Origin of the sequence: Thalassovita mediterranea, from assembly GCF_001458435.1 — a bacterium.
GTDB classification, from domain to species: domain Bacteria; phylum Pseudomonadota; class Alphaproteobacteria; order Rhodobacterales; family Rhodobacteraceae; genus Thalassobius; species Thalassobius mediterraneus.
This window is the reverse complement of the sequence record NZ_CYSF01000009.1, coordinates 168546-192491: the sequence shown is the minus strand read 5'-3', so window position 1 is coordinate 192491 and position 23946 is coordinate 168546. Positions and strand designations below refer to the sequence as shown.

Below are 23946 nucleotides of genomic sequence, written 5' to 3'. Positions count from 1 at the left end.
CCGTGTCGGTAATAAGGTAGGATGAAAGCAGTGCGTTCTTTGATGTCCTCTCAGCGTTTTGGCGGGGCCTTGGTATCAGGGCTGATGGGTGCGGCATTTGCTGCGGGCATCGCCCCTACTGGGCAACCTGCGCAGGCTGAAGAATTCGTGGCAGAGATCATGGAGCGTGCCTCGCTTGGGGAACGGCTCTACTTCGATGTCGATCTGTCTGCCAATGGCACCATGTCTTGTGCCACCTGCCACGATCCTGAAAGCGGTTTTGCAGATCCGCGCGTGACGGACGCAGGACGCGCGGTTTCGCTCGGTGATGACGGGGTTTCTCTTGGGGACCGCAACACGCCCTCCATCGGTTACGCCGGGTTTTCACCGCCCTTTCACCAACGCGCTGATGGCGCCTATGTGGGGGGACAATTCTGGGACGGTCGTGTAACCAATCTAGCCGAACAGGCGGGTGGTCCGCCGTTGAACCCAATTGAAATGGGCATGCCGTCCAAAGAGGCGGTTGTGGAGCGCCTGCGCGCCAATGCGGATTATGTAACCGCCTTTGAGCGTTTGTACGGTGCCGGTGTGTTGCAGGATGCCGATGCTGGCTATAGCGCAATGATGGATGCCATCGCCTCGTTCGAACGCACAGAGCAGTTTGCGCCGTTTGACAGCAAATATGACCGTTATCTGCGTGGCGAAGTAGAACTGACCCGCGACGAAGAGTTGGGTCGCGTTCTGTTCTTCTCGCAGCAGTTTACCAACTGCAACCTGTGCCACCAGCTGGAAACCAGCCCCGTGTCGCGGTTTGAAACCTTTAGCAATTATGAATACCACAATATCGGCACGCCAGTGAATGAGCGCGCCCGTGCTTTGAACGGGATTGACGAGGAATATGTCGATGTGGGCCTTTTGGCCAACCCCGCGGTCGAAGCGCCGGATGCTGCTGGTAAGTTCAAAGTACCGACCCTGCGCAATGTCGCTGTGACCGGGCCCTATATGCACAATGGTGTTTTTGAGGATCTGCGCACCGTTGTATTGTTCTACAACAAATACAATTCCCGCGCAGAGGCGCGTCAGATCAACCCCGAAACCGGGGAGCCGTGGCGCGCGCCTGAGGTGCCGGATACGCTATCTGTTGAACAGTTGACGCATGGCCCTGCGCTTGATGATCAGCGGATTGATGCGCTGGTGGCCTTTATGAAAACGCTGACAGACGAGCGTTACGAACATCTGTTGGAAGAGTGATCGCGCAAGTTCTTTAGGTGAATTTGTGAGTGGCACGCTTGCGCAGGCTGGATGGGGCGTGGCCCGTGTGTTTTGTGACGAAGCGTGAAAAGTAGGCGGCGGTGCCAAACTGAAGTTCAGCGGCGATGGTGCTGATCGGCATGTCAGACCGTTCGATCAAATCGCGCGCAGCATAAAGCGCGCGGTCGCTGAGGATGGCCGCTGCCGTCAGGCCTGCGGCCTGTTTGCATGACCGTGTCAGATGCGGTGTGGTGACCCCCAGCATTCGGGCATATTCGCTGACCCCCATGCCGCTGGCATAGTGTTGGGTGATCAAGGCGCAATAGGCTTCGCTTAGGCGGACGCTGGCGCTGGGGCGCGGTGCCGGATCCGTTGCATCCAGATAGCGTCTTAGCGCAACGGAGAGGAGCGCAATATGCGCCTTTAGTGCGTCGCTTGCATGGGGTAGGGGGCTGGCCTGTTCGCGGTGAATGGCGTCCAGCCGATGGGTCATCTCCGCCTGATCTTGCCCCTCACGCAAACGTAGCAAGTGCGGGCGGTGCGGCAGCGCCAGGTCCACAGCCAGATCGGCGGGTACTGTCAGAACCTGTGCGCCGCTGTTGCGCATCAGATCCATAGAAAACAAGGTATCAGGCGGGATCATTAACGCTGTGTGCGTTGCAATGCCCCGACGTTGACCCGCCAGTATGACGCGCCCCTGGCCTTTGGTGAGCCAGATGACCAAATAGTCCTTGCGGTCATGAAGTGTGGTCAGGCGCCAGTCTTCGCCGCGTTCGAACTGTGCCAGCGGGCGTAGCCACACCCCCAATGCGCTGCGCGGTGGCTGCGGCGCGGTCTGGGGATGTGTGCGGGGCTGCATCTGCACGGGCGGGCCTGCCTATTGCGTCTGACATCACGGAAACTCAGCCGCAGTTTTGGGGGGCAGATGCGTTCTGTAAAGGATTTTCCTAAGAATACCGCACGATTATTCGGCGCAGACAGGGCGTGCGCAGCTATGTGATGTGTGGTCGGGCGGGGTGCTACCGTGCTGGTTGATAGGGGTGCCACGCCTTCATACGGGCGCGGAACCATGTGCGCTGGCGTTTGGCGAACTGGCGGGTGGCGATGGTGGCCGCCTCGCGCGCTTGATCCAATGTCAGGGTGCCTTGCAGATGCGCAATCAGCTCTGGCGCGCCGATGGCTTTGGCGGACAGATGGGCAGGGTTCCATGTGGGCAGATTTGCCTCCGCCTCTTCTAATGCGCCTTGTTCCAGCATCAGATCAAAGCGTTGCGCGATACGGGTGTTCAGCCAGTCTTTGTCCGCTTCACTGCTGAGGTCGAAGACAATCGGAAAGCAGTCCGCCAGCGCCAGCAAAGGCGGCGGGGTATCCAATTGCCATGCGCGGATGCCTTTGCCTGTGCTGTGCAGCACCTCCCACGCGCGCTGCACCCGCATTGGGTTCAGCTGGTCGATGTGGTCGCGGCTGGCGTCGTCCAGTTCAGCCAGCAGTGCCTCGCGACCCTCTGTGGCCAGCCGTCGATCCGCTAGCACGCGCACTTCTGGTGGGGTGGGGGGAATATTGGCCAGACCTTCGGTCAATGCGGTGAAGTAGAGGCCGGTGCCGCCCACGATGATCGGACGCTGCCCTTGCAGTAACGGCGTAACCTCGCGCAGCCAGTGGCCGACGGAATAGTCCGCATCGCCCGCGATATGGCCGTAAAGGAGGTGTTCCGCCTGCGCCTCATCCTCCGCCGGAGGGCGGGCGGTCAGCACCCGCCAGTTGTTAAAAACCTGAATGGCGTCCGCATTGATCACCACGCCACCCTGTCGCATCGCCACCTCCAACGCCAGCGCGGATTTGCCGGAGGCTGTGGGGCCTGCGATCAACACGGGCTGTTCGGGGGATATTTGCGCAATCAGATCCATATCCTGCCAATATCGCGATTGTGGGGATGAGGAAAGGGGCGGACGCGAGCCGCGTTTTGTGTAACACTAGAGCGGCGCAGCTTTTTCATTTACGCCCCGTTATTCGATTGAACCTTACGTCGTTTTCCGACATTTTGCGTGAAGTTTTGAGTCCTTCCCAGATGGAGCCCCGCATGGCCGCCGACACCTCCTCCGCCATCACCCTAGAAAACGACACCAAATTCAATCGCGTCATGCTGAAAATCAGCGGTGAGGCATTGATGGGCGATCAGGGCTTTGGCCTGCATCCGCCGACCGTGGAGCGTATCGCCCGTGAGGTAAAGACGGTGCATGATCTGGGGGTTGAGATCTGCATGGTCATCGGTGGCGGTAACGTGTTCCGTGGCCTTTCCGGTGCGGCGCAGGGGATGGAACGCACCACCGCTGACTATATGGGTATGCTGGCGACCGTGATGAACGCGCTGGCAATGCAAAGCGCGCTGGAAAGCATCGGCGTGTTCACCCGTGTGATTTCCGCGATCCGTATGGATGAGGTCTGCGAGCCGTACATCCGTCGCCGTGCTGTGCGCCACCTTGAGAAGAAGCGTGTCTGCATCTTTGCCGCCGGCACTGGTAACCCCTATTTCACCACCGACACCGCCGCGACCCTGCGTGCGAATGAGATGGCCTGTGAAGCGATCTTTATGGGTAAGAATGGTGTGGACGGTATCTACGACAAAGACCCCGCCACCAACGCCGATGCAGTGCGCTATGAGGATATCACCTATGATGAGGTTCTGGCCAAGCACCTAAAGGTCATGGATGCCTCGGCCATTGCGCTGGCGCGGGACAACAACCTGCCGCTGATCGTCTTCCCGTTGGATGAACCGGGTGGGTTCAAGGGTATTCTGGCAGGCCGTGGCACCTACACCACCGTCCACAGCTAAGGCTCGGCTACGCTGCAGCGGTTGCTGATGTAGAAACTGGAACTGGCGTGCCCTGAGGGCGCGCCTTTTTCGGTTGAACGGGCTGTCGTTTGCAAGAATACGCCACCCGCAATGCGGTTCGCCCTTCACCCTTGGGTCGCGGTGCTATACAACTGTCCCACAATAGCTTATGAGCTAATCCCTGACGCAGACAACTGACGGAAACAGCAGAAATGTCCGATGATTTCATGATCGATACCGACGATCTGGAGCGCCGCATGGAAGGTGCCATGTCCAACCTGAAGACCGAATTCGCATCGCTGCGGACCGGGCGTGCCTCGGCCACCATGCTGGAGCCGGTGATGGTTGAAGCTTACGGCCAGAAAACCCCGATCAACCAGGTGGGCACAGTGAACGTGCCGGAACCGCGCATGGTGACGGTAAACGTCTGGGATAAATCCATGGTGGGCGCCGTTGAAAAAGCGATCCGTAACTCCGGCCTGGGCATCAACCCACAGCTGAACGGCACCATCATCATGCTGCCAATCCCTGAGCTGAACGAAGAGCGCCGCCGCGATCTGGGCCGCGTTGCTGCCCAATACGCCGAAAGCGCCCGTGTTGCGATCCGCAACGTACGCCGCGACGGTATGGATCAGATCAAGAAGGCCAAAAACGACGGCATGTCCGAGGACGACCAGAAACTCTGGGAAACCGAGGTTCAGGATCTGACCAACACCTTCATCGGCAACGTCGACAAAGCGCTTGAAACCAAACAAGCCGAAATCATGCAGGTCTGATCGGATCAGCACGATGTCAAAAAACAGCGACACGGCGCAGGCAACTGACCGCAAAGGTCCTCAACATGTTGCCATCATCATGGATGGCAACGGGCGCTGGGCGCAATCGCGCGGCAGACCACGTCTATTTGGTCACCGCGCTGGCGCGCGCCGTGTTCGCGAAATCGTCGAAGCATGCCCTGACCTCGGGGTGAAATGTGTGACGATTTTCGCCTTCTCGACCGAGAACTGGAAACGCACACAAACCGAAGTATCCGGTTTGATGAGCCTGTTCCGCCGCTACATCAAGAAAGAAACCCGCGCCCTGCATGACGAAGGCGTGCGGGTACGGTTCATCGGGGATCGGGTGCGGCTGGATGCCAAGCTGGTCAAGCTGATGGACGAGTTGGAAGACTATACAGCCGGCAATACGCGGGTGAACCTGACTATCGCGCTGAACTATGGCGGTCGCGATGAGGTGGCGCGCGCCACCAAACGTCTGGCGCAGGACGTCGCGGATGGTCGACTGGACCCAGCTGATGTGGGCGAGGAAACCCTGCCCAAGTATCTGGATACCTGCGTGTTGCCTGATCCCGATCTGGTGATCCGCACCAGTGGCGAAGCACGGATTTCCAACTTTTTGCTTTGGCAATCTGCCTATGCGGAATACGAATTCATTGACACGCTGTGGCCGGATTTCACCGATGAAATCTTTACCAAGCTGGTCAAAAGCTACGCCGGACGTGACCGGCGCTTTGGTGCTGTAAAGACATGAGCATAAAATCGAAATGGACCGACCTGGGGCCGCGCCTGTTGTCGGCGCTGGTCATGGTTGCCGTGGGCGCTGCGGCGCTGTGGCAGGGCGGCGTGGCCTTTGTGCTGCTGGTTGCTGCTGTGGCGGGTCTGATGATCTGGGAATTGGTGCGCATTCTGGGGCCAAAACAGCCCGGTGCGCCGGTGCAACTAGGGGTGCTGAGCGCTGTGGTGATGGCTGCGCTGTCCTATCTGCCGGTGATCGTGCACCTGCCGATGCTGGCGGCGCCCTTGCTGGTGGGGGCCTCGATGGTCGCAACGGGTAGCGCTGGCATCTGGATGGCCTATGGCGCGGTTGTGCTCTTGGGCAGCTATAGCGCCTTGGTCATCATGGGCGGACATGGGTTGTTCTGGCTGGGCTGGCTGGTGTCTGTTGTGGTGATGAGCGATATCGCCGGATACTTCGCAGGTCGCCTGCTGGGTGGGCCGAAGTTCTGGCCCAAGGTCAGCCCCAAGAAAACGTGGTCCGGCACCATCGCTGGCTGGGTTGGCGCAGGCATCATCGGTGCGCTGTTTGCGATGAACAGTCCGGCGGGTCTGGGGCTAATCGTTCTGTCCGTTATCACCGCTTTTGCCGCGCAAATGGGTGACATCGCCGAAAGCGCGATCAAACGTCGGTTCGGCATCAAAGACAGTTCGAACCTGATCCCCGGCCACGGCGGTTTTCTGGATCGTTTCGACGGCATGCTGGGCGCGCTTCTCTTGGTGCTGGTTGCTGGTCATCTGCTGCAAATTCTGCCGGGGGTGGGATGAGAAAGGTTTCCATATTCGGCGCCACAGGCTCCATCGGGCAAAACACCATTGATCTGATCGCGCGTGATCCTGACGGGTATGACGTCGTCGCCCTCAGCGGGGGGCGCAATATCGTGCAGCTGGCCCATGACGCCAAACGTCTGAACGCGGATGTTGCCGTCACTGCCTATCCAGAACTGCTGCCCGACCTGCGCGAAGCGCTGGATGGATCAGGGATTGAGGCCGCGGCTGGTAAGACTGCGTTGACCGAGGCGGCAAGCCGCCCCGCAGATTGGGTGATGTCCGCCATCGTCGGCGCCGCCGGCCTGGAACCGGGGCTAAAGGCGCTGGAACAGGGCGCAACACTTGCGCTGGCCAATAAGGAATCGCTGGTCGCAGCAGGTCCCTTGCTGATGGCCACGGCCAAGGCGCACAATGCCCGCGTTTTGCCGGTGGACAGCGAACACTCCGCCATCTTCCAAGGTTTGGTGGGTGAGGATATGGCAGCGGTTGAGCGCATCATCATCACAGCCTCCGGCGGGGCCTTCCGCGATTGGCCGCTGGAAAAGCTGGCGACCGCGACCTTGGCCGAGGCGTCGAGCCACCCGAACTGGGACATGGGCCAGCGCATCACCATCGACAGCGCGTCCATGTTCAACAAGGCGCTAGAGGTCATTGAAACCAAAGAATACTTCGGCGTGCGCCCTGACCAGATCGAGGTCGTGGTGCATCCCGAAAGCATGGTGCACGCCCTTGTCGGGTTCAACGACGGGGCTCTGATGGCCCATGTGGGGGCGCCCGATATGCGCCATGCCATCGGCTACGCACTGCACTGGCCTGAACGGCGCGAACTGCCGGTGGCCCGTCTGGATCTGGTGGCGATCGGGCAACTGACCTTCCGTGCGCCCGACATGCAGCGCTATCCAGCGCTGCGGTTGGCCTATGAGGTGATGGAGAAGGGCGGCCTTTATGGCGCGGCGTTCAACGCGGCCAAGGAACGGGCGCTGGATCATTTCATTGCCGGATCTTTGGGCTTTCTGGATATGGCGCGCATGGTTGAGGATGTGCTGGACAAACTTTCTGCCGGTGCAGCGGACCTGATGCAGCCGGTGACCCTTGCCAATGTGGCCACCATAGACCATCTGGCAAGAGAACAGGCAGACACGCTGCTGAAGCAGCGCGCGTAGCATTGCGCGTTAATCAAGAGGTATGAACTTGGACAGTCTTTCCTTGTTTTCCGCATTGGGCGGTTCGCTGACGACCTTCGTGGCCTTCGTGGTGGCTTTGTCCATCATCGTTGCCGTGCATGAATATGGCCACTACATCGTCGGCCGTTGGTCGGGGATTGAGGCCGAGGTGTTTTCGCTGGGTTTCGGGCCGGTGATCTTTTCACGCGTGGACAAGCGTGGCACCCGTTGGCAACTGGCTGCTCTGCCCTTCGGCGGCTATGTGAAATTTGTGGGCGACGCCAACGCGGCCTCTGTCGGGTCCGAAGGGGACCCAGACGCCACACCGCCTGCGCGCAATACCATGGCTGGCGCCCCATTGTGGGCACGTGCGGCAACGGTTTCCGCTGGGCCTATTTTTAACTTTATCATGTCGATTGCCATCTTTGCGGCGATCGCCACTTTGAACGGCACCCCCCGCCAGCCCCTGACAGTCGGCTCGGTAAACACCGTGCCCTACGCAGTTGATCTGCGTCCTGGTGACGAAGTGCTGGAAATCGGTGGGATCAAGGTGCCGGGGCCGGGGGATGCGCTGACCTTTGATGAGTTGCTGCGCCAACTGCCTGTTGAATCCAACGTCGATTATCTGCTGCGTCGGGGTGGGGTAGAAACCACTGTCAGCACGGCCCACCCGATGCCGGCTGTTGTTGTGCAGCTGGCACCGCAATCGGCGGCCTATGAAAGCGGCATGCAGCAAGGCGATGTGATAACCCATGTCGAAGGCAAAGAAATCCTTGCGTTCCGCCAACTGCAGCAGGCTGTTCTAGCGGCCGAAGGGGCGCCGCTGGCGCTGACTGTATGGCGTGATGGCGAAGTTCTGGATGTGACCCTGTCGGCCAAGCGCGTGGATGAACCTCAGCCGGGCGGTGGGTATGAAACCAACTGGCGCATCGGCATCGTGGGTGGAATGTTGTTCCGCCCCGCCACGGAGCAGTTGTCCCCATTGCAAGGGATCGAAGCAGGCGTAAACATGACCACCAGCATCATCACTGGCTCTTTTTCGGGTCTGTATCATATGGTGTCGGGTGCGATCAGTTCGTGCAACATGTCCGGCCCGCTGGGTATTGCGCAGGTCAGTGGCGCAATGGCGCGGCAGGGGTTTGAGAACTTCATCTATTTTATTGGTGTTCTGTCCACTGCCGTTGGGTTGCTGAACCTGTTCCCGATCCCGGTTTTGGATGGTGGCCACCTGACGTTTTACGCCTACGAGGCCGTAACAGGGCGCAAGCCTAGCGAGCGCGCATTGCAGTTCTTGATGACGCTAGGTCTGACGGTGATCCTGTCGCTGACGGCATTTGCGTTGTTCAACGATTTCTTCTGTCCGTGATGTAGCCGATTGGGCTCTGATCGCTAAAATCTTAACAAAAGGGGCGCGATTGTGCCCCTTTTTTGCCTTATTGGCGGTCTATCCACGTTGTCGGGGACCACGCGGTCCAATCCCTTTCCGCCTTCGCAAAGGAGACTGGCATGCACATCATTCAACAAAGCTACAACGGCCTGAGCCTGCTGTTGGAACTGAACTGGGATCGTATCCTGATGGTCGGCACCATCGCGTTGACGCTGGCGCTGACGGTCGTATTCAGCACGCCCTAAACCCTCAGTCGCAGACATTGCGCTGCGTATGTATGCGGCGTATCTGCGACGATGCCTTGGAAACATTAGCAAAGCGCCGCCCATGTTCCCCTTGGGCGGTTTGTGCTTTTGACAATGGGCGACAATCTGGTTAGTCAGGACAACAATGGGATGTCTGACTTAGGTTGATTGAATGACCAACTTTCTGGGGGGTCGGCGCGTTTCGCCTGCCGAATCTAAATCGAAACTGCGCAGCCTGGGGCTCGCTGTTTTTCTTTCTGCTACCACCGCGCTGACAGCCGCGCCGAATGTTGCCTCGGCGCAGAGTTACCGGTTCAATTCCGTTTCAATCGAAGGAAACCAGCGCATCGAAGATGGGACCATTTTGTCCTATGCTGGGATCGCGCGTGGGCAGACTGTATCTGCCGGTGAACTGAACGCGGCGTATCAACGTATTTTGGCCAGTGGCCTGTTTGAAAGCGTTGAGATTGTACCGCGCGGCGGCACGCTGGTGATCGAAGTTACCGAATATCCGACGGTGAACCGTGTCGCGATTGAAGGCAACCGTCGTCTGAAAGACGAAGATCTGACCGCGTTTTTGGAAATCAAACCGCGTTTGGTGTTTGATCCTGCCAAGGCGGACCGTGATGCGGAAAAAATCGCCGAAGCCTATGCGCAGCAGGGCCGTCTGGCCAGCCGCGTCACCCCCAAGATCATTCGCCGCAGCGATAACCGCGTCGATGTTGTCTTTGAGGTGTTCGAAGGTGACGTAACCGAGATTGAGCGCATCAGCTTCGTTGGCAATGCCGTTTATCCTGATCGCCGTCTGCGTCGCGTCCTGAGCACCAAACAGGCAGGCCTGTTGCGCCGTTTCCTGCGTAGCGATACCCTGGTCGAAGATCGGATCGAGTTCGACAAGCAGGTGCTGAGCGATTTCTACATGTCGCGCGGCTACGTGGATTTCCGCGTGATGGGTGTGAACGCCGAATTGGCCCGTGAACGTGACGCTTACTTTGTGACGTTCAACGTCCACGAAGGTGATCAGTTCCGCGTCGGTGAAATCACCACCATTTCCGATCTGTCTGACGTGGACGCAGATGAGTTTCAGGAAGAACTGAAACTGAAAAGCGGCGACATTTACACCCCGACCGGTGTTGAAAATGCCATTTCCCGTCTGGAAGGTCTGGCCAACAAAAAAGGTCTGAACTTTGTTCGTGTTGAACCGCGCATCAGCCGTAATGAACGCGACCTGACCTTGGATGTTGAATTTGAATTGGTACGTGGCCCGCGTGTTTTCGTGGAACGTATCGATATCGAAGGCAACACCACCACGCTGGATCAGGTCATTCGTCGCCAGTTCCGCATTGTTGAAGGTGACCCCTTCAACCCACGTGAGATTCGTGAGACCGCAGAGCGTATTCGCGCGCTTGGGTTCTTTGGAAACTCGGATGTGCGCGCTCGTGAAGGTAGCCGTCCTGATCAGGTGATCGTGGATGTTTCCGTCGAAGAGCAGCCCACAGGCTCGCTCAACTTTGGTGGGACCTATTCCACCAACGCAGGTCTGGGTCTGGTGATTGGTCTGCGCGAACGTAACTTCCTTGGTCGTGGGCAATCTGTTGCGCTGAACCTGTCGGGTGCCGAAGGATCACGGGTTTACAGCCTGCAGTTCACCGAACCGGCGCTGCTGGGGCGTGACTTGTCTTTCTCGCTGGATGCGACTTACTCCGAAAGCACCTCTGGTTCGTTTGCGAACTTTGACACTGAAACCATTCGCTTGCGTCCGGGGCTGAGCTTTGCGCTGGGTGAAAAGAGCCGCTTGGGTGTCTTCACCAAAGCAGAACGGATTTCGCTGAAACGTCGCGCCAGCGTCACTGACCTTGGTGGTATCGTTACTTCGGAAATTGATCGTCCGGACGAATGGGATCTGGGGCTGGGGTATCGTCTGACCTATGACAGCCGTATCGACGAACTGGAACGTGATCGTGGCTACCGTCTGACCTTCGAACAAGAAGCGGGCGGTATGGGTAGCAACAACACCTACATCAAAACCACAGGTAACGCGACTGCGCAGACCAAAGTGTTCAATGATGAGATCACGCTGCGCGCCACCGTTGAGGCGGGTATTCTGGCGTTCAATCAGGGCTCCAGCCGGTCGGTAGACCGTTTCCAGATTGGCAGCGGCCTGATCCGCGGCTTCCAGCCTGACGGGATCGGCCCGCGTGAGATTGTGCGCGCTGGCGGTGTTCCGACTGGGGCGATTGTGTCCAACGACGCCCTTGGTGGCGACAAATTCGCCGTCGCGCGTTTCGAGGCGGAATTCCCGCTGGGCCTGCCCGAAGAATATGGCCTGAGTGGCGGTGTATTCTACGATGTCGGCTCGGTCTGGGGGGTCGGTAACGCGGCTGCGGCAACGGGTGATGTGTTCTATGATGATTTCACCCTGCGTCAGGTCGTCGGTGTGTCGCTGTTCTGGACCACGCCGATCGGCCCGCTGCGCTTCAACTGGAGCCACGCATTGCAGAAAGAGGAATTCGATCAGGAACAGACCTTCAACTTGACGGTCTCGACCCAATTCTGATGCGAATGATGACGAAAAGGCAGCGCCAGATTGGGCGCGCCACCTTGGCGGCGGTCCTATTGGGGCTGCCGCTAACCACAGGAGCTGGGGCGCAAGATACGTCTTTACCGCAGTCATCGGCCACCCCTCAGGTGCAGTCGCAGGCCACACCCACGGCACCTATCCAATCCCCCGTTTTGAGCATCGACAGCGAACAGTTCTTCCGCGGCTCTGCATTTGGGTTGCGTGTGATCGCGGAATATCAGGATGCCTTGCGTGCGCTTGATGTGGAAAACACCCGTATTGCTGACGAACTGCGCGCAGAAGAGCAGGCGCTGACCGCGCAGCGGGCGCAGTTGGACAGCGCAACCTTCGCCAAAATGGCTGATGCGTTTCACGAGCGTGTGCAGGGTATCCGGCGCGAACAAACCGCCAAACAACAGGTTATCGAGTCGCGCGTGGAATTGGCTGAGCGCCGTTTTCTGACCGCCGCCTTTCCCGTGGTAGAAGCGTTGATGACAGAACGTGGCGCCGCAATCATTGTGGAAAAACGCAATGTCTATGCCACTAATCTGTCGATCGAAATCACGGATGACGCGATCGCGCGCATCAATGCAGAACTGGGGGACGGTTTGGCCTTTATCGCAGGCCAAAGCGGACAGACCGGCACCGACGACGGTACAAGCACAGAGACCGATGCCGCGCCTGCGACCGAAAACGCACCACAAGCGGGAAACGACAACTGATCCCAGATAGATAGAGATCGCGGCCAAGGTGCTTGTTTGCTTGCCCCTTTGGCGGCGACTTGCTAGGGATCAGCGATAAGAATACGGCGTCAGAAAGGACACACCATGACCGAGCAGCTGCTGTCAGCGGATATCGACCTGATCCAACGGATCATCCCGCATCGCTATCCTTTCCTGCTGGTGGACAAGGTAGTGGACATCGACGGCTATCAGTCCGGCCGTGGCATCAAAAACGTCACCATGAACGAGCCCCATTTTCAGGGCCACTTCCCCGGCAAACCGATCATGCCCGGTGTGACCATCGTCGAGGCGATGGCGCAAACCGCCGCCGTGATGGTGGGCACCGCGCTGGATATGGCCGACAAGAACATGCTGGTTTACTTCATGGCCATCGACAAGGCCAAGTTCCGCCGCATGGTCGTTCCTGGCGACGTGCTGGAAATGAAGGTGACCACCACCCGTGGTAAACCGGGCGGCAAGGTCTGGAAATTCGCCGGTGTCGCAACGGTCGAAGGCGAAATGGCCTGCGAATGCGAATTTACCGCGATGATGGACCTCAGCGCCAACGCAGGGTGATCGGTATGAGTGCTGATATTCACCCCTCTGCCATTATCGAGGATGGCGCGCAAATCGGGGCGGGCTGCAAAATCGGCCCGTTTTGTGTCGTGGGCAAAGACGTTGTCCTGCATGATCGGGTCGAACTGAAAAGCCACGTTGTCGTGTCTGGCAAAACCTCTATTGGAGAAGACACGGTGATCTTCTCGTTCGCTGTGATCGGTGAGATTCCGCAGGACCTGAAATTCAACGGCGAAGCGACCCGTCTGGAAATTGGGGCGCGTAACCGGATCCGCGAACACGTGACGATGAACACCGGCACCGAAGGTGGCGGCGGTTTGACCAAAATTGGTGACGACGGCTTGTTCATGGCTGGCTGCCACATCGCCCATGATGCCATCATTGGGAACCGCGTGATTGTCGTGAACTCTACCGCTGTCGCGGGCCATTGCCTGATTGATGATGATGTGATCATCGGCGGCTTGTCGGGCATTCATCAGTTTGTGCGCATCGGCAAGGGGGCAATCATTGGTGCCCTGTCGATGGTGACTGCGGATGTGATGCCCTACGGTCTGGTGCAGGCACCGCGCGGTGAATTGGACGGGTTGAACCTCGTCGGCCTGAAACGGCGTGGCGTGCCGCGTGCGGATATCTCTGCGCTGCGGGCCGCGTTGAAGGCGATGGCGTCGGGTGAGGGCACGTTCCAAGAACGGGTGCGCAACCTTGATGACGATAGCGACTACGTGCGCGAGATCATTGATTTCGTCACCGGAGCGTCTGATCGCTCCTTCCTAACACCCAGCTAAGGGGCGGATCTGATGGGGCGTCTGGCAATTCTTTCCGGCGACGGGGCTTTGCCCGTTGCCCTTTCCGCAGCACATCCCGATGCGCTGTGCGTGACGTTCGAAGGCGTGGCGCACCAATTGACCGGCGCGGTTGAAACCCACCGGTTTGAACGTCTGGGCGAGTTGTTTGACGCTTTGCGTGCTGCGGGCGTAACCCGTGTTGTCATGGCTGGCTCGATGAGCCGCCCACCGCTGGACCCTGCCGCCCTTGATCCCTTCATGATCGCGCTTGCGCCACGCTTGATGGCGGCGATGCAGGGCGGTGATGATGCGCTGTTGCGGCTGATCATTTCAGTGATCGAGGATGAAGGTTTTGAGGTTCTAGGCGCCCATGAGCTGCTGGACGGTCTGACCGCTGAGGCCGCGCTACTGGCTGGTCCTGAACCGGACGTGACTGCAACCGCAGACATCACCCGCGCCGCTGCCATCCTGACCGCCTTGTCGCCCCATGATGTGGGGCAGGGCTGTGTGGTTGGCGGTGGTTTGGTTTTGGGGGTGGAAACCCTGCAGGGCACCGAATTTATGTTGGATACTGTCACCCGTACCGCGCCGCATCTGCGCCGTGGGGCCAAGGGTGTCTTTGTGAAGGCCGCCAAAGCGGGGCAGGATCTGCGCGTCGATATGCCCGCAATCGGGCCGGATACCGTGGCGCAGGTTGCTGCTGCCGGACTGGCCGGAATCGCGGTACAGGCCGGCCATGTGATGGTTCTGGAACGCGACCGCACGATTGCGGCGGCAAATGAGGCGGGTATTTTCCTGCTGGGGCAAGAGTTTGAGGGGCATTCCTGATGCGTATCTTCTTGATCGCGGGTGAGGCTTCGGGCGACCGTCTGGGCGCTGCCTTGATGGCGGGCCTGTCTGAGCTGCTGGAAGATCAGGTGGAATTCCTCGGCGTCGGCGGACCGCTGATGCAGGCCGAAGGGATGCAGAGCCTGTTTCCCATGGATGAGCTATCCGTCATGGGATTGGCCGAAATCCTGCCGAAATACCGCCAGTTGAAACGCCGCATTGCCGAAACGGCAGAGGCCGCGCTGGCGGCGAAACCTGACGTGATGATCACCATCGACAGCCCCGATTTCTGCCTGCGTGTGGCGAAGTTGGTTAAGGCCGCTAGCGATATCCGCACCGTGCATTACGTCGCGCCGTCGGTTTGGGCATGGCGCGAGGGGCGTGCTGCTAAAATGGCCAAGGTGATTGATCACGTTCTGGCCCTGCTACCGTTTGAACCGCCCCTGATGGAGGCGGCAGGGATGGAATGTAGCTTCGTCGGTCATCCGGTCGTGTCAGAACCGCAAGCCAGCGCGTCAGAGGCGACGCTGTTTCGTGCGAAACACCGTATGGGGCAGGGGAAAACACTGCTCGTCCTGCCCGGATCGCGCCGTGGCGAGGTCAGCCGCCTGACGCCTACATTTGGCGCGGTGTTGACGGACGTGGTGGCTGCACAGCCGGATCTGAACGTGGTGATCCCAACGACCGCGAATGTCACCGATCTGGTCAACGAACAGGTCGCGCAGTGGCCGGTGAAACCGTTCGTGATGGACCCGCGTGGTATGGATCCGGCGATCTACAAATTGGAAAAGGCTGCGGCCTTTGCAGCGGCGGACGCGGCGCTGGCGGCGTCTGGCACGGTGTCGCTGGAACTGGCCGCTGCCGCCACGCCGATGGTCATTGCCTATGACATGAACTGGCTGAGCCGGATCATCATTTCACGGATGTTGAAGATCGACACGGTGACGCTGGTGAATCTGGTGTCAGACACCCGCACCATCCCCGAGTTTATCGGCAAGAACTGCCAGCCAGAGCTTATCGCCCCTGCGGTTCTGAAAGTGCTGGACGGCGCACGTGGGCAGCAAGAGGCGATGGAACTGACCATGCAGCGCCTGGGCCGTGGAGGGCAGCGTCCGGGTCTGCGCGCCGCCCATGCGGTTTTGCGTGGCATGGGCGTGCAGGTTTAATCACGCCTAAACGTCTGGGTTGCGGGGAAATCTGGCGCCAGATTTCCCGCCCGCGTGTCTCTTAGCTGAATTCGGCTTTCAGATCGGCCAGTGCTTTCACCGCATCTTCTGCGTTCCAGATCTCTTCACCGATGCCGAAGAAGTCGGTGAACGGCGACACCTCGCGCACGATCTCAGGCGTCAGGGCGCCTTCGGCCACCACGGGCACTTCGATCATTTCGGACCACCACTGGAACAGATCACGCTCTGCCACGGTGCCATCATCCAAACCGGTGTCGCGCAGCGGGCCAAAGGCCACGTAGTCGCTGCCAGCCTCACCCGCCGACATGCCATCATGTGTCGATGCACCGCAGAAGGCGCCGACGATGGCGTCCTGACCCAGCGCCTTGCGCGTTTTACGCACAGAACGCGCGCCGTCGGTCAGGTGGACACCGTCCAGACCCAGACGTTCGACCAGCAGCATGTGGTTGTCGATCACCAGCGCCACATCGCGGGAATATGTCACCTCGCGCAAGGCATCGGCGGCGCGGCTGATCTTGTCCTCGTCCCGTGTGGCCAATGCCAGACGGACGCAAGCCACATCGTGGGCATCCAGAACCGCCGCCAGACGATCAGGGAAGCGCGACAGCTCCACCTCAGGGGGGGTGATCAGATAGATTTGCGGCTGCTCAACCTCTGACATGGCGCGGCTCCTTTATTGCGGGCGCAGGTGGCCCGAATTCATGCGTTCGCGCCGCTATACATTGGTTTTTTCGCTTTGGCTATTGCTGACATCATGCTGGCAGGGCTGGAAAAGACGGCGGCGGTGGATTATCAGGCGGCATTGGATTTTTTGGAGACCCGTGATGCCCAGCGATATGCCACAGCCCAGCTTTGTTCTGGTGCGCCCGCAGATGGGGGAAAACATCGGCGCGGCGGCGCGTGCGATGTGGAACTTTGGCCTTGATCGGATGCGTATTGTCGATCCTCGTGACGGCTGGCCGAACCAGCGCGCGGTTGCGCTGGCCTCTGGTGCCGGGCGGCTGCTGGATGAGGCGGGGGTGCATGACACCGTGGCCGAGGCGCTGGATGATTGCACCTTTGTGTTCGCCACCACGGCCCGTGGTCGCGGCATGACCAAGCCTGTTTATAGCCCTGAGGCGGCGATGGAGCTGGCGCGTCAGAAGATCGCCGCCGGTGAAAAGGTTGCGGTGATGTTCGGCCCAGAACGCTCTGGTCTGGAAAACGAGGATGTGGCGCGCGCCAATGCGATCATCACCGTGCCGGTGAACCCGGAATTCTTTAGCCTGAACCTTGCCCAATGTGTGTTGCTGACCGCCTATGAATTCCGTCGTCAGTCGGTTGAAATTGAGGGTGAGCGGGTCGAAATGGCTGGGTCCGAATGGGCCAGCACCATTGAGGTGGAGAAGCTGGCCGAACACTATGAGGACCGTCTGGACGAGGCCGGTTTCTTCTTCCCGCCGGAAAAGGCCGAAGGGATGAAGGTGAACCTGCGCAATCTGTGGTCGCGGATGCGCCTGACGCGGTCTGACACCCAGATGCTGCATGGCGTGATGCGCCAGATGGTGCGCTGGAAAGAGCGCAGCGGCGATAAATAATCGCCCCAAAACATCATAGCCAAGACAAGTGGTCGCACCGGCATTGCCCTGCGCCCTATATACCCCATATCCTGCGCCGGAACCGGAGGGTGGAATGAGCCAGAAACGCAATATATTCGAAGAGGTTGGTGAGCAAAGCGCCAGCAAACCCGCGCCCAAGGGCGGCATGATTGATCAGGGACGCGGCGGCGCACGGCGCGGCATTCGCGCGTGGCTGATGGTGCTGTTTGCCATGGTCGTTGTGATGGTTGTGGTTGGCGGCCTGACCCGTTTGACCGACAGCGGGCTGTCGATCACAGAATGGCGCCCTGTAACGGGGGCCATCCCTCCGCTGAATGAGGCAGACTGGCAATCCGAGTTCGATAAATACAAACAGATCGACCAATGGGCGATTGATAACCAGTGGATGACACTGGAAGATTTCAAATTCATCTACTGGTGGGAATGGGGTCATCGTCAGATCGGCCGTGTGATCGGTCTGGTCTGGGCCGTCGGCTTCTTCGGCTTCTTGGCGGCACGCAAGATCCCTGTGGGCTGGACCGGACGTCTGGCCTTTATCGGTGGTCTTGGCGGTCTGCAGGGCGCTGTGGGCTGGTGGATGGTTGCCTCTGGCGTCACGTCGGGCGAAGGCGTGACGACTGTGGCCTCTTACCGTTTGGCGACCCATCTTGGTCTGGCCTTTGTGATCCTTGGTTTTATCGCGTGGTACGTGATGCTGCTCGGGCGCGAAGAGCGCGAGCTGATGCAGGCCCGCCGTCAAAAAGAGGCACGTTTGTTTGGCCTGTCAACCGGTTGGCTGCATCTGGCATTTTTGCAGATCCTGCTGGGTGCGCTGGTTGCTGGCATTGATGCAGGTCGTAGCTTTACCGATTGGCCGTGGATGCAGGATCAGTTTTTCCCGCCCGAGGCGTTTGATATCACACCGGTTTGGCGCAACTTCTTTGAAAACGCAGGTCTGGTGCAGTTCATTCACCGCATGGTGGGATATGTGCTGTTGGCGTTTAGTGTGATGGCCTTTGTCAAAGGGCGCAAGTCGGCCCATGCGGCGACGCGCGCGGCCTTTACGGCGGCCTTCATCGCGGTGATCGCGCAGATCGTGTTGGGCATCTACACCGTTGTGACCGCTGCGCCTTGGAACATTGCGATTGTGCATCAGGTGTTTGCGATTCTTGTGTTTGCTTTGATCCTGCGTGCGCGTTTTCTGGCCGCGCATCCGATTGTGGCCTCTCTGCGCGGCTAGGTCTGTGCGTGTTTAATTTTGGAGTGATGGAATGAGTGCATTTGAGAACCTGATGGGCTTTGCCCGTGACACGGCGGCGCTTGGCCAAGTGGCGGGCCGGTTGGGCTGGGATCAGGAAACCATGATGCCACGCGGTGCTGCCGATCAGCGGTCTGAAGAAATGGCCGCGATGGAAAAGATGCTGCATGCACGCCGCACCGACCCAAAGGTTGGTGAATGGCTGGCGGCGATTGATCCGGCCACGTTGGATGAGGTGGGGCAGGCCCAAGTGCGCGAAATTTCCCGCGCCTTTGATCGTGCCAGCAAGGTGCCCGCCGATCTGGCGGTAGAGATCGCCAAAGTCACCAGCAGGGCCCAAGGCCAGTGGGCACAGGCGCGCGCGGACGAAGACGTCGCTGCCTTCCTGCCGGTGCTGGAACAGGTCGTCGCGCTGAAGCGCCGCGAGGGTGAGGCGCTGGCCGCTGGCGGAAACGTCTATGACGCGATGGTGGATGATTACGAACAGAACATGACCGGCGCAGAGCTGGCCGCGATGTTCGACACCATGCGCCCCCGTCTGGTTGCCCTGCGCGAAGCAGCGCTGGCGGCCGAGGCACCGCAGAAACTGTCCGGCCATTTTGATGCCGACAAACAGATGCAGCTGACCGAAAAGCTGGCGCTGGCCTTTGGCTATGATCTGAACCACGGTCGCATTGACAAGGCGGTGCATCCGTTCTCCTCCGGCTCGGGCCATGATGTGCGCATCACCACCCGCACCAGCGATCATGATCCGTTCAACTGCTTCTATTCCACCATCCATGAGGTGGGGCATGCTTGCTATGAACAGAACGTGGATGACGCTTATTTGCTAACGCCCATCGGCGGCGGTGTGTCCATGGGGGTGCATGAAAGCCAGAGCCGGATTTATGAAAACCAGCTGGGCCGTTCGGCGGCGTTTTCGGGTTGGGTCTATGGCCAGATGCGTGATGTGTTTGGCGATTTCGGGATTGCCAGCGCGGAAGAGTTCTATCGCACCGTTAACCGCGTCAATGACGGCTACATTCGGACCGAGGCGGATGAGGTGCAGTATAACCTGCATGTCATGCTGCGGTTTGATCTGGAACGCGCGTTGATGCTGGGCGATCTGTCGGTGAACGATCTGGAGGCCGCGTGGAACGACCGGTTCAAGGCGGACTTCGGCTATGTGGTGGACAAGCCATCGAACGGCTGTTTGCAGGATGTGCATTGGTCGGTGGGTCTGTTTGGCTACTTCCCAACCTATTCCTTGGGCAATGTCTACGCAGGTTGCCTGCATCAGGCGCTGCGTCAGGCAGTGCCGGATCTGGATGCGCAATTGGCCGCGGGGGACACTGCGGCGGCAACCGGTTGGCTGAAAGAGAGCCTGCAACGTCACGGTGGGCTGTATGCGCCACGTGATGTGGTGCGGCGTGCCAGTGGGATGGAGCCGTCTGCAGAGCCGTTGCTGGAGTATCTGGAGGCGAAGTTCAAAGGCATCTATGGCCTTTGAACCTACGCAAGCGTATGGAATGGAGCGGCGTCCCTTTGGGGCGCCGTTTTGTATTGAAGTCCCGCCCAACAGGTACTGTTGGGCCGCGCCGTTCCGCCCCCACGGGGCGGCGCTAGACCACAAATCGAATACTGTTCCACAAAAAAAACCGCCCCGAAGGGCGGCTTCAATCTCTCAGCGATGTCGCTCAGATCAGCTCTCTGTCTGACCCTCTGCACCGTCTTCATCGTCCTGTTCCACCACGCGGGCCACGGACACAACCGTTTCACCCTTGCCAGTGTTGAACACCCGCACCCCACCAGCAGAGCGGGAGCGGAAGGAGATGCCATCCACAGGCACGCGGATCGATTGACCCTTGGAGGTTGCCAGCATCACCTGATCGTCCATCTCAACCGGGAAGGAGGCCACCAGCGCGCCACCGCGCATCGCCTTGTCCATCGCTGCAACGCCAAGGCCGCCGCGACCGCGCACAGGGTAGTCGTGGCTGGAGCTCAGCTTGCCAGCGCCGCCTTCTGTGATGGTCAGGATCAGGTTTTCCACCGCCGACATTTCGGCATAGCGTTCCTGTGACAGCTCACCCGCTGGCACGTCATCCTCATCACCACCTTCGGCATCGTCCGTCAGACCAGCAACCGCACGGCGCATTTTCAGGTAGGCGGCGCGTTCCTCGGACGTGGCGTCGAAGTGGCGGATCACCGACATCGACACGACCTCATCATCGCCGTTCAGCTTGATGCCACGGACACCGACCGACGCACGCGAGTTGAACACGCGCACCTCAGTTGTCGGGAAGCGGATCGCACGGCCCGAGTTGGTGACCAGCATCACATCGTCTTCCTCGGAACAGATGCGGGCGTTGATCAGGCGGGTGTCGGCATGATCATCCTCGAACTTCATCGCGATCTTGCCGTTTGATTTCACATTGGTGAAATCCGACAGGCGGTTGCGACGTACGGTGCCGGCAGAGGTGGCGAAAACCACCTGCAGGTCGTTCCACTCATCCTCGGCCCGATCCACAGGCATGATCGCGGCAATCGACACACCGGTTGGGATCGGCAGGATGTTCACAATCGCCTTGCCCTTGGCGGTGCGGCCACCCAGCGGCAGACGCCATGTCTTCAGCTTGTAGGCCATGCCATCGGTGGTGAAGAACAACAGCTGCGTATGGGTGTTCGCCACGAAGAGGTTGGTAACGACATCCTCTTCCTTGGTTTGCATACCCGACAGCCCCTTGCCGCCGCGTTTCTGGGCGCGGAAATCGGCCAGCGGCGTGCGTTTGATATACCCGCCAGAGGTGACGGTGACGACCATATCTTCACGTTCGATCAGGTCTTCGTCGTCCATGTCACCGGACCAATCAACGATCTCGGTCCGGCGCGGCACGGCGAATTGTTCTTTCACCTCAGCCAGTTCGGCGTTGATGATCGACAGGATGCGTTCGCGGGATGCCAGAATTTCCAGGCATTCGCGGATCTTTTCGGCCAGCTGTTGCAGCTCATCCGTGACTTCCTTCACGCCGATCTGGGTCAGACGCTGCAGGCGCAGTTCCAGAATGGCGCGGGCCTGGGTTTCGGACAGATTATACGTTCCGTCCTCATTCATCTTGTGGGTCGGATCGTCGATCAGCTGGATGTATTCCGCAATGTCGTGGGCGGGCCAGCGACGGGTCATCAGCTTTTCACGTGCTTCAGATGCGTCGGCGGAGGAGCGGATGGTTGCCACCACCTCATCCACGTTGGACACAGCCACCGCCAGACCACACAGGATGTGGCTGCGTTCGCGGGCCTTGCGCAGCTCATAGGCGGTGCGGCGCGCTACAACGTCTTCGCGGAAATCAAGGAAGCAGGTCAGGAACCGGCGCAGGGTCAGCTGTTCGGGGCGGCCGCCGTTCAGCGCCAGCATGTTACAGCCGAAAGAGGTCTGCATCGGGGTGAAGCGGAACAGTTGGTTCAACACCACATCGGGTGTGGCGTCACGCTTCAGCTCGATCACCACGCGCACACCGTTACGGTCGGATTCATCCTGAACGTGGGCGACGCCCTCAATCCGCTTTTCGCGCACCTGTTCGGCGATCTTTTCGATCATTGAGGATTTGTTCACCTGATAGGGGATCTCATCCACCACAATGGCGTAGCGGTCCTTGCGTATCTCCTCGACACGGGTTTTGGCGCGGGTGATGACGCTGCCGCGGCCTTCTAGGTAGGCTTTGCGCGCACCGGATCGGCCAAGCATGATGCCGCCCGTGGGGAAGTCGGGGCCGGGCACATATTGGATCAGCTGTTCACTGCTGAGGTCGGGATCTTCGATCAGGGCCTGACAGGCATCAATCACTTCACCCAGATTGTGCGGCGGAATGTTGGTGGCCATACCCACCGCAATACCGCCTGCGCCGTTGACCAGCATGTTGGGGAAGCGGGCGGGCAGAACCGTGGGTTCACGGTCCTTGCCATCGTAGTTGTCCTGAAAATCAACGGTTTCTTTTTCGATGTCGGCCAGCACGAAGGCGGCGGGTTTGTCCATCCGCACCTCAGTGTAACGCATCGCCGCCGGGTTATCCCCGTCCATCGAGCCGAAGTTGCCCTGACCATCCAGCAGCGGCAGCGACATAGAGAAGTCCTGCGCCATCCGCACCAGCGCGTCATAGATCGCGCTGTCGCCGTGGGGGTGGTATTTACCCATCACGTCGCCAACCGGACGGGCGGATTTGCGATAGGCTTTTTCGTGGGTGTTTCCGGTTTCGTGCATCGCATACAAAATGCGGCGGTGAACCGGTTTCAGACCGTCGCGCAGATCGGGAATCGCCCGGCTGACGATCACGCTCATCGCGTAATCGAGGTAGGAATTGCGCATCTCATCGGTGATGGACACGCTGGGGCCGTCAAACGCCATGCGCTCGCGTGGGGTTTCTTCTTCGTTTTCAGGGGTTTGAGGCGTATCGCTCACGTGTCTGCCACTCGCTTGCTTGGTCTATATTTTGTTGTCACGACTATAGCAGAGGCAGGATGTGGCCTGCAATGCTTGTGTCGTTTGGTGGCGGATTGGTGTGGTTTTGTGGGCGTCGTCAGCCTTAGCCGACGAAGCCGAAATCCTTCAGCCCATCCAGCACAAACTGCACCGACAGCGCCGCCAGCAGCATTCCCAGCAGGCGGGTGACAACGGTGATGCCGGTCTTGCCCAATGCGGTTTCCAGCAGTTCGGCGCTGTAGAACAGGATCAGTGTGATGATCAGCACCAGCGACATGATGGTCAGCGTCGACACCAGACCGGCCCAGCCTGGGATCTGACCGGACAAGAGGATCACCGTGGCAATCGCGCCGGGGCCGGAAATCAGCGGCATGGCCAGGGGGAAGACCGAGGGGTCATCGGTATGATCATCCTCTTCGGCCTGTTCTGCCTGATCCTCGCGCCGTTTGGTGCGGCGTTGAAATAGCATGTCCAGCGCGGTCAGGAACAACAGGATGCCGCCCGCAATGCGGAAGGCGGGCATGGAAATCCCGACAAAGCCCAGCACCGCCTCACCCCCCAGGGCGAAGAGGGACAAGAGCGTGCCGGCAATCACGCAGGCGCGCAGGCCAATCGCGCGACGTTTGGCGCGCGGCATGCCGTGGGTCAGCGCGATAAAGATCGGCGCCAGACCGATCGGGTCCATGATCACAAACAGGGTGACAAAACCGGTGATGAAAAAGGCGCTGTCCATGGATGTCCTCTAAGGCCGTTGGGCGGGGTTCGGCGAAGATGACGCAAGGGCGGGGCAGATGCAAAGGCAAAATGCGCTAGCGGTC

General features: G+C 59.5%; 22 protein-coding genes. 17 read left to right on the top strand and 5 right to left on the bottom strand.

Annotated features, from left to right (window positions below):
* Nucleotides 1-42 precede the first annotated feature (42 nt).
* Nucleotides 43-1230 carry a cytochrome-c peroxidase gene (locus tag TM5383_RS10775; protein WP_058319076.1) on the top strand — a complete coding sequence of 396 codons (1188 nt, stop codon included), beginning with the start codon at nucleotides 43-45 and terminating at the stop codon, nucleotides 1228-1230.
* Between the two features lie 13 nt (nucleotides 1231-1243).
* Here TM5383_RS10775 and TM5383_RS10770 read toward each other — a convergent pair whose 3' ends face one another.
* Together TM5383_RS10770 and miaA are read right to left on the bottom strand one after the other, a co-directional pair.
* Nucleotides 1244-2089, bottom strand: a complete 846-nt coding sequence (locus tag TM5383_RS10770; RefSeq protein ID WP_076399959.1) for an AraC family transcriptional regulator — start codon at nucleotides 2087-2089, stop codon at nucleotides 1244-1246.
* Between the two features lie 160 nt (nucleotides 2090-2249).
* Nucleotides 2250-3137 (bottom strand): tRNA (adenosine(37)-N6)-dimethylallyltransferase MiaA, encoded by an 888-nt coding sequence (gene miaA, locus TM5383_RS10765; RefSeq protein WP_058319042.1) that lies wholly within the window; start codon nucleotides 3135-3137, stop codon nucleotides 2250-2252.
* Between the two features lie 173 nt (nucleotides 3138-3310).
* Between miaA and pyrH the strand changes: the two genes are divergently transcribed.
* The 13 genes from pyrH to lpxB all read left to right on the top strand — a co-directional run bounded on the left by pyrH (nucleotide 3311) and on the right by lpxB (nucleotide 15819).
* Nucleotides 3311-4063 (top strand): UMP kinase, encoded by a 753-nt coding sequence (gene pyrH / locus TM5383_RS10760; RefSeq protein ID WP_058319041.1) that lies wholly within the window; start codon nucleotides 3311-3313, stop codon nucleotides 4061-4063.
* A gap of 212 nt (nucleotides 4064-4275) precedes the next feature.
* Nucleotides 4276-4839 (top strand): ribosome recycling factor, encoded by a 564-nt coding sequence (gene frr, locus TM5383_RS10755; protein ID WP_058319040.1) that lies wholly within the window; start codon nucleotides 4276-4278, stop codon nucleotides 4837-4839.
* Nucleotides 4840-4852: 13 nt separating this feature from the next.
* The gene (gene uppS / locus TM5383_RS10750) at nucleotides 4853-5593 is read left to right on the top strand and encodes an undecaprenyl pyrophosphate synthase (RefSeq protein WP_058319039.1); all 741 of its coding nucleotides are present in this window, start codon (nucleotides 4853-4855) and stop codon (nucleotides 5591-5593) included.
* Complete coding sequence (locus TM5383_RS10745; protein WP_058319038.1) at nucleotides 5590-6384, top strand: phosphatidate cytidylyltransferase; 795 nt, start codon at nucleotides 5590-5592, stop codon at nucleotides 6382-6384. Before uppS ends, TM5383_RS10745 begins: the two co-directional genes overlap by 4 nt.
* Nucleotides 6381-7550, top strand: coding sequence for a 1-deoxy-D-xylulose-5-phosphate reductoisomerase (gene dxr / locus TM5383_RS10740; RefSeq protein ID WP_058319037.1), 1170 nt, complete (start codon nucleotides 6381-6383; stop codon nucleotides 7548-7550). The genes TM5383_RS10745 and dxr overlap by 4 nt, the downstream gene beginning before the upstream one ends.
* Nucleotides 7551-7578: 28 nt before the next feature.
* Complete coding sequence (rseP, locus tag TM5383_RS10735; protein WP_231725125.1) at nucleotides 7579-8916, top strand: RIP metalloprotease RseP; 1338 nt, start codon at nucleotides 7579-7581, stop codon at nucleotides 8914-8916.
* A 140-nt stretch (nucleotides 8917-9056) separates the two neighbouring features.
* Nucleotides 9057-9182 carry a hypothetical protein gene (locus TM5383_RS17095; protein WP_268807754.1) on the top strand — a complete coding sequence of 42 codons (126 nt, stop codon included), beginning with the start codon at nucleotides 9057-9059 and terminating at the stop codon, nucleotides 9180-9182.
* A gap of 172 nt (nucleotides 9183-9354) precedes the next feature.
* Nucleotides 9355-11739, top strand: a complete 2385-nt coding sequence (gene bamA / locus TM5383_RS10730; protein ID WP_058319035.1) for an outer membrane protein assembly factor BamA — start codon at nucleotides 9355-9357, stop codon at nucleotides 11737-11739.
* Nucleotides 11740-11915: 176 nt separating this feature from the next.
* Nucleotides 11916-12464, top strand: a complete 549-nt coding sequence (locus TM5383_RS10725; protein ID WP_058319034.1) for an OmpH/Skp family outer membrane protein — start codon at nucleotides 11916-11918, stop codon at nucleotides 12462-12464.
* 105 nt (nucleotides 12465-12569) lie between these two features.
* On the top strand, nucleotides 12570-13040 hold the full coding sequence (gene fabZ, locus TM5383_RS10720) for a 3-hydroxyacyl-ACP dehydratase FabZ (protein ID WP_058319033.1): 471 nt from the start codon (nucleotides 12570-12572) through the stop codon (nucleotides 13038-13040).
* A gap of 5 nt (nucleotides 13041-13045) precedes the next feature.
* A complete protein-coding gene (lpxA, locus tag TM5383_RS10715; protein WP_058319032.1) occupies nucleotides 13046-13825 on the top strand; it encodes an acyl-ACP--UDP-N-acetylglucosamine O-acyltransferase in 780 nt (259 codons plus the stop codon).
* 12 nt (nucleotides 13826-13837) lie between these two features.
* The gene (locus TM5383_RS10710) at nucleotides 13838-14653 is read left to right on the top strand and encodes an LpxI family protein (RefSeq protein WP_058319031.1); all 816 of its coding nucleotides are present in this window, start codon (nucleotides 13838-13840) and stop codon (nucleotides 14651-14653) included.
* Entirely contained in the window at nucleotides 14653-15819 is a 1167-nt protein-coding gene (gene lpxB / locus TM5383_RS10705; RefSeq protein WP_058319030.1) for a lipid-A-disaccharide synthase, read from the top strand. Before TM5383_RS10710 ends, lpxB begins: the two co-directional genes overlap by 1 nt.
* A 61-nt stretch (nucleotides 15820-15880) precedes the next feature.
* Here the strand turns inward: lpxB and TM5383_RS10700 are convergent, their stop codons facing one another.
* Nucleotides 15881-16501, bottom strand: coding sequence for a thiamine phosphate synthase (locus tag TM5383_RS10700; protein WP_058319029.1), 621 nt, complete (start codon nucleotides 16499-16501; stop codon nucleotides 15881-15883).
* A 163-nt stretch (nucleotides 16502-16664) separates the two neighbouring features.
* Between TM5383_RS10700 and TM5383_RS10695 the strand changes: the two genes are divergently transcribed.
* The 3 genes from TM5383_RS10695 to TM5383_RS10685 all read left to right on the top strand — a co-directional run bounded on the left by TM5383_RS10695 (nucleotide 16665) and on the right by TM5383_RS10685 (nucleotide 20164).
* Nucleotides 16665-17417 (top strand): RNA methyltransferase, encoded by a 753-nt coding sequence (locus TM5383_RS10695; RefSeq protein WP_058319028.1) that lies wholly within the window; start codon nucleotides 16665-16667, stop codon nucleotides 17415-17417.
* A 94-nt stretch (nucleotides 17418-17511) separates the two neighbouring features.
* Complete coding sequence (ctaA, locus tag TM5383_RS10690; RefSeq protein WP_058319027.1) at nucleotides 17512-18657, top strand: heme A synthase; 1146 nt, start codon at nucleotides 17512-17514, stop codon at nucleotides 18655-18657.
* A 31-nt stretch (nucleotides 18658-18688) separates the two neighbouring features.
* On the top strand, nucleotides 18689-20164 hold the full coding sequence (locus TM5383_RS10685; protein ID WP_058319026.1) for a carboxypeptidase M32: 1476 nt from the start codon (nucleotides 18689-18691) through the stop codon (nucleotides 20162-20164).
* A gap of 192 nt (nucleotides 20165-20356) precedes the next feature.
* On the opposite strand, the gene gyrA is transcribed toward TM5383_RS10685, so the two are convergent.
* Entirely contained in the window at nucleotides 20357-23107 is a 2751-nt protein-coding gene (gene gyrA / locus TM5383_RS10680; protein ID WP_058319025.1) for a DNA gyrase subunit A, read from the bottom strand.
* Between the two features lie 124 nt (nucleotides 23108-23231).
* The gene (locus tag TM5383_RS10675) at nucleotides 23232-23861 is read right to left on the bottom strand and encodes a MarC family protein (protein ID WP_058319024.1); all 630 of its coding nucleotides are present in this window, start codon (nucleotides 23859-23861) and stop codon (nucleotides 23232-23234) included.
* Nucleotides 23862-23946 lie beyond the last annotated feature (85 nt).

What these genes read in the sequence shown, in the direction of transcription:
- TM5383_RS10775 (WP_058319076.1), top strand. Translation starts at nt 43, where the DNA reads ATGTCCTCTCAGCGTTTTGGCGGGGCCTTGGTATCAGGGCTGATGGGT.
- TM5383_RS10770 (WP_076399959.1), bottom strand. Translation starts at nt 2,089, where the DNA reads ATGCAGCCCCGCACACATCCCCAGACCGCGCCGCAGCCACCGCGCAGC.
- miaA (WP_058319042.1), bottom strand. Translation starts at nt 3,137, where the DNA reads ATGGATCTGATTGCGCAAATATCCCCCGAACAGCCCGTGTTGATCGCA.
- pyrH (WP_058319041.1), top strand. Translation starts at nt 3,311, where the DNA reads ATGGCCGCCGACACCTCCTCCGCCATCACCCTAGAAAACGACACCAAA.
- frr (WP_058319040.1), top strand. Translation starts at nt 4,276, where the DNA reads ATGTCCGATGATTTCATGATCGATACCGACGATCTGGAGCGCCGCATG.
- uppS (WP_058319039.1), top strand. Translation starts at nt 4,853, where the DNA reads ATGTCAAAAAACAGCGACACGGCGCAGGCAACTGACCGCAAAGGTCCT.
- TM5383_RS10745 (WP_058319038.1), top strand. Translation starts at nt 5,590, where the DNA reads ATGAGCATAAAATCGAAATGGACCGACCTGGGGCCGCGCCTGTTGTCG.
- dxr (WP_058319037.1), top strand. Translation starts at nt 6,381, where the DNA reads ATGAGAAAGGTTTCCATATTCGGCGCCACAGGCTCCATCGGGCAAAAC.
- TM5383_RS17095 (WP_268807754.1), top strand. Translation starts at nt 9,057, where the DNA reads ATGCACATCATTCAACAAAGCTACAACGGCCTGAGCCTGCTGTTGGAA.
- bamA (WP_058319035.1), top strand. Translation starts at nt 9,355, where the DNA reads ATGACCAACTTTCTGGGGGGTCGGCGCGTTTCGCCTGCCGAATCTAAA.
- fabZ (WP_058319033.1), top strand. Translation starts at nt 12,570, where the DNA reads ATGACCGAGCAGCTGCTGTCAGCGGATATCGACCTGATCCAACGGATC.
- lpxA (WP_058319032.1), top strand. Translation starts at nt 13,046, where the DNA reads ATGAGTGCTGATATTCACCCCTCTGCCATTATCGAGGATGGCGCGCAA.
- TM5383_RS10710 (WP_058319031.1), top strand. Translation starts at nt 13,838, where the DNA reads ATGGGGCGTCTGGCAATTCTTTCCGGCGACGGGGCTTTGCCCGTTGCC.
- lpxB (WP_058319030.1), top strand. Translation starts at nt 14,653, where the DNA reads ATGCGTATCTTCTTGATCGCGGGTGAGGCTTCGGGCGACCGTCTGGGC.
- TM5383_RS10700 (WP_058319029.1), bottom strand. Translation starts at nt 16,501, where the DNA reads ATGTCAGAGGTTGAGCAGCCGCAAATCTATCTGATCACCCCCCCTGAG.
- TM5383_RS10695 (WP_058319028.1), top strand. Translation starts at nt 16,665, where the DNA reads ATGCCCAGCGATATGCCACAGCCCAGCTTTGTTCTGGTGCGCCCGCAG.
- ctaA (WP_058319027.1), top strand. Translation starts at nt 17,512, where the DNA reads ATGAGCCAGAAACGCAATATATTCGAAGAGGTTGGTGAGCAAAGCGCC.
- TM5383_RS10685 (WP_058319026.1), top strand. Translation starts at nt 18,689, where the DNA reads ATGAGTGCATTTGAGAACCTGATGGGCTTTGCCCGTGACACGGCGGCG.
- TM5383_RS10675 (WP_058319024.1), bottom strand. Translation starts at nt 23,861, where the DNA reads ATGGACAGCGCCTTTTTCATCACCGGTTTTGTCACCCTGTTTGTGATC.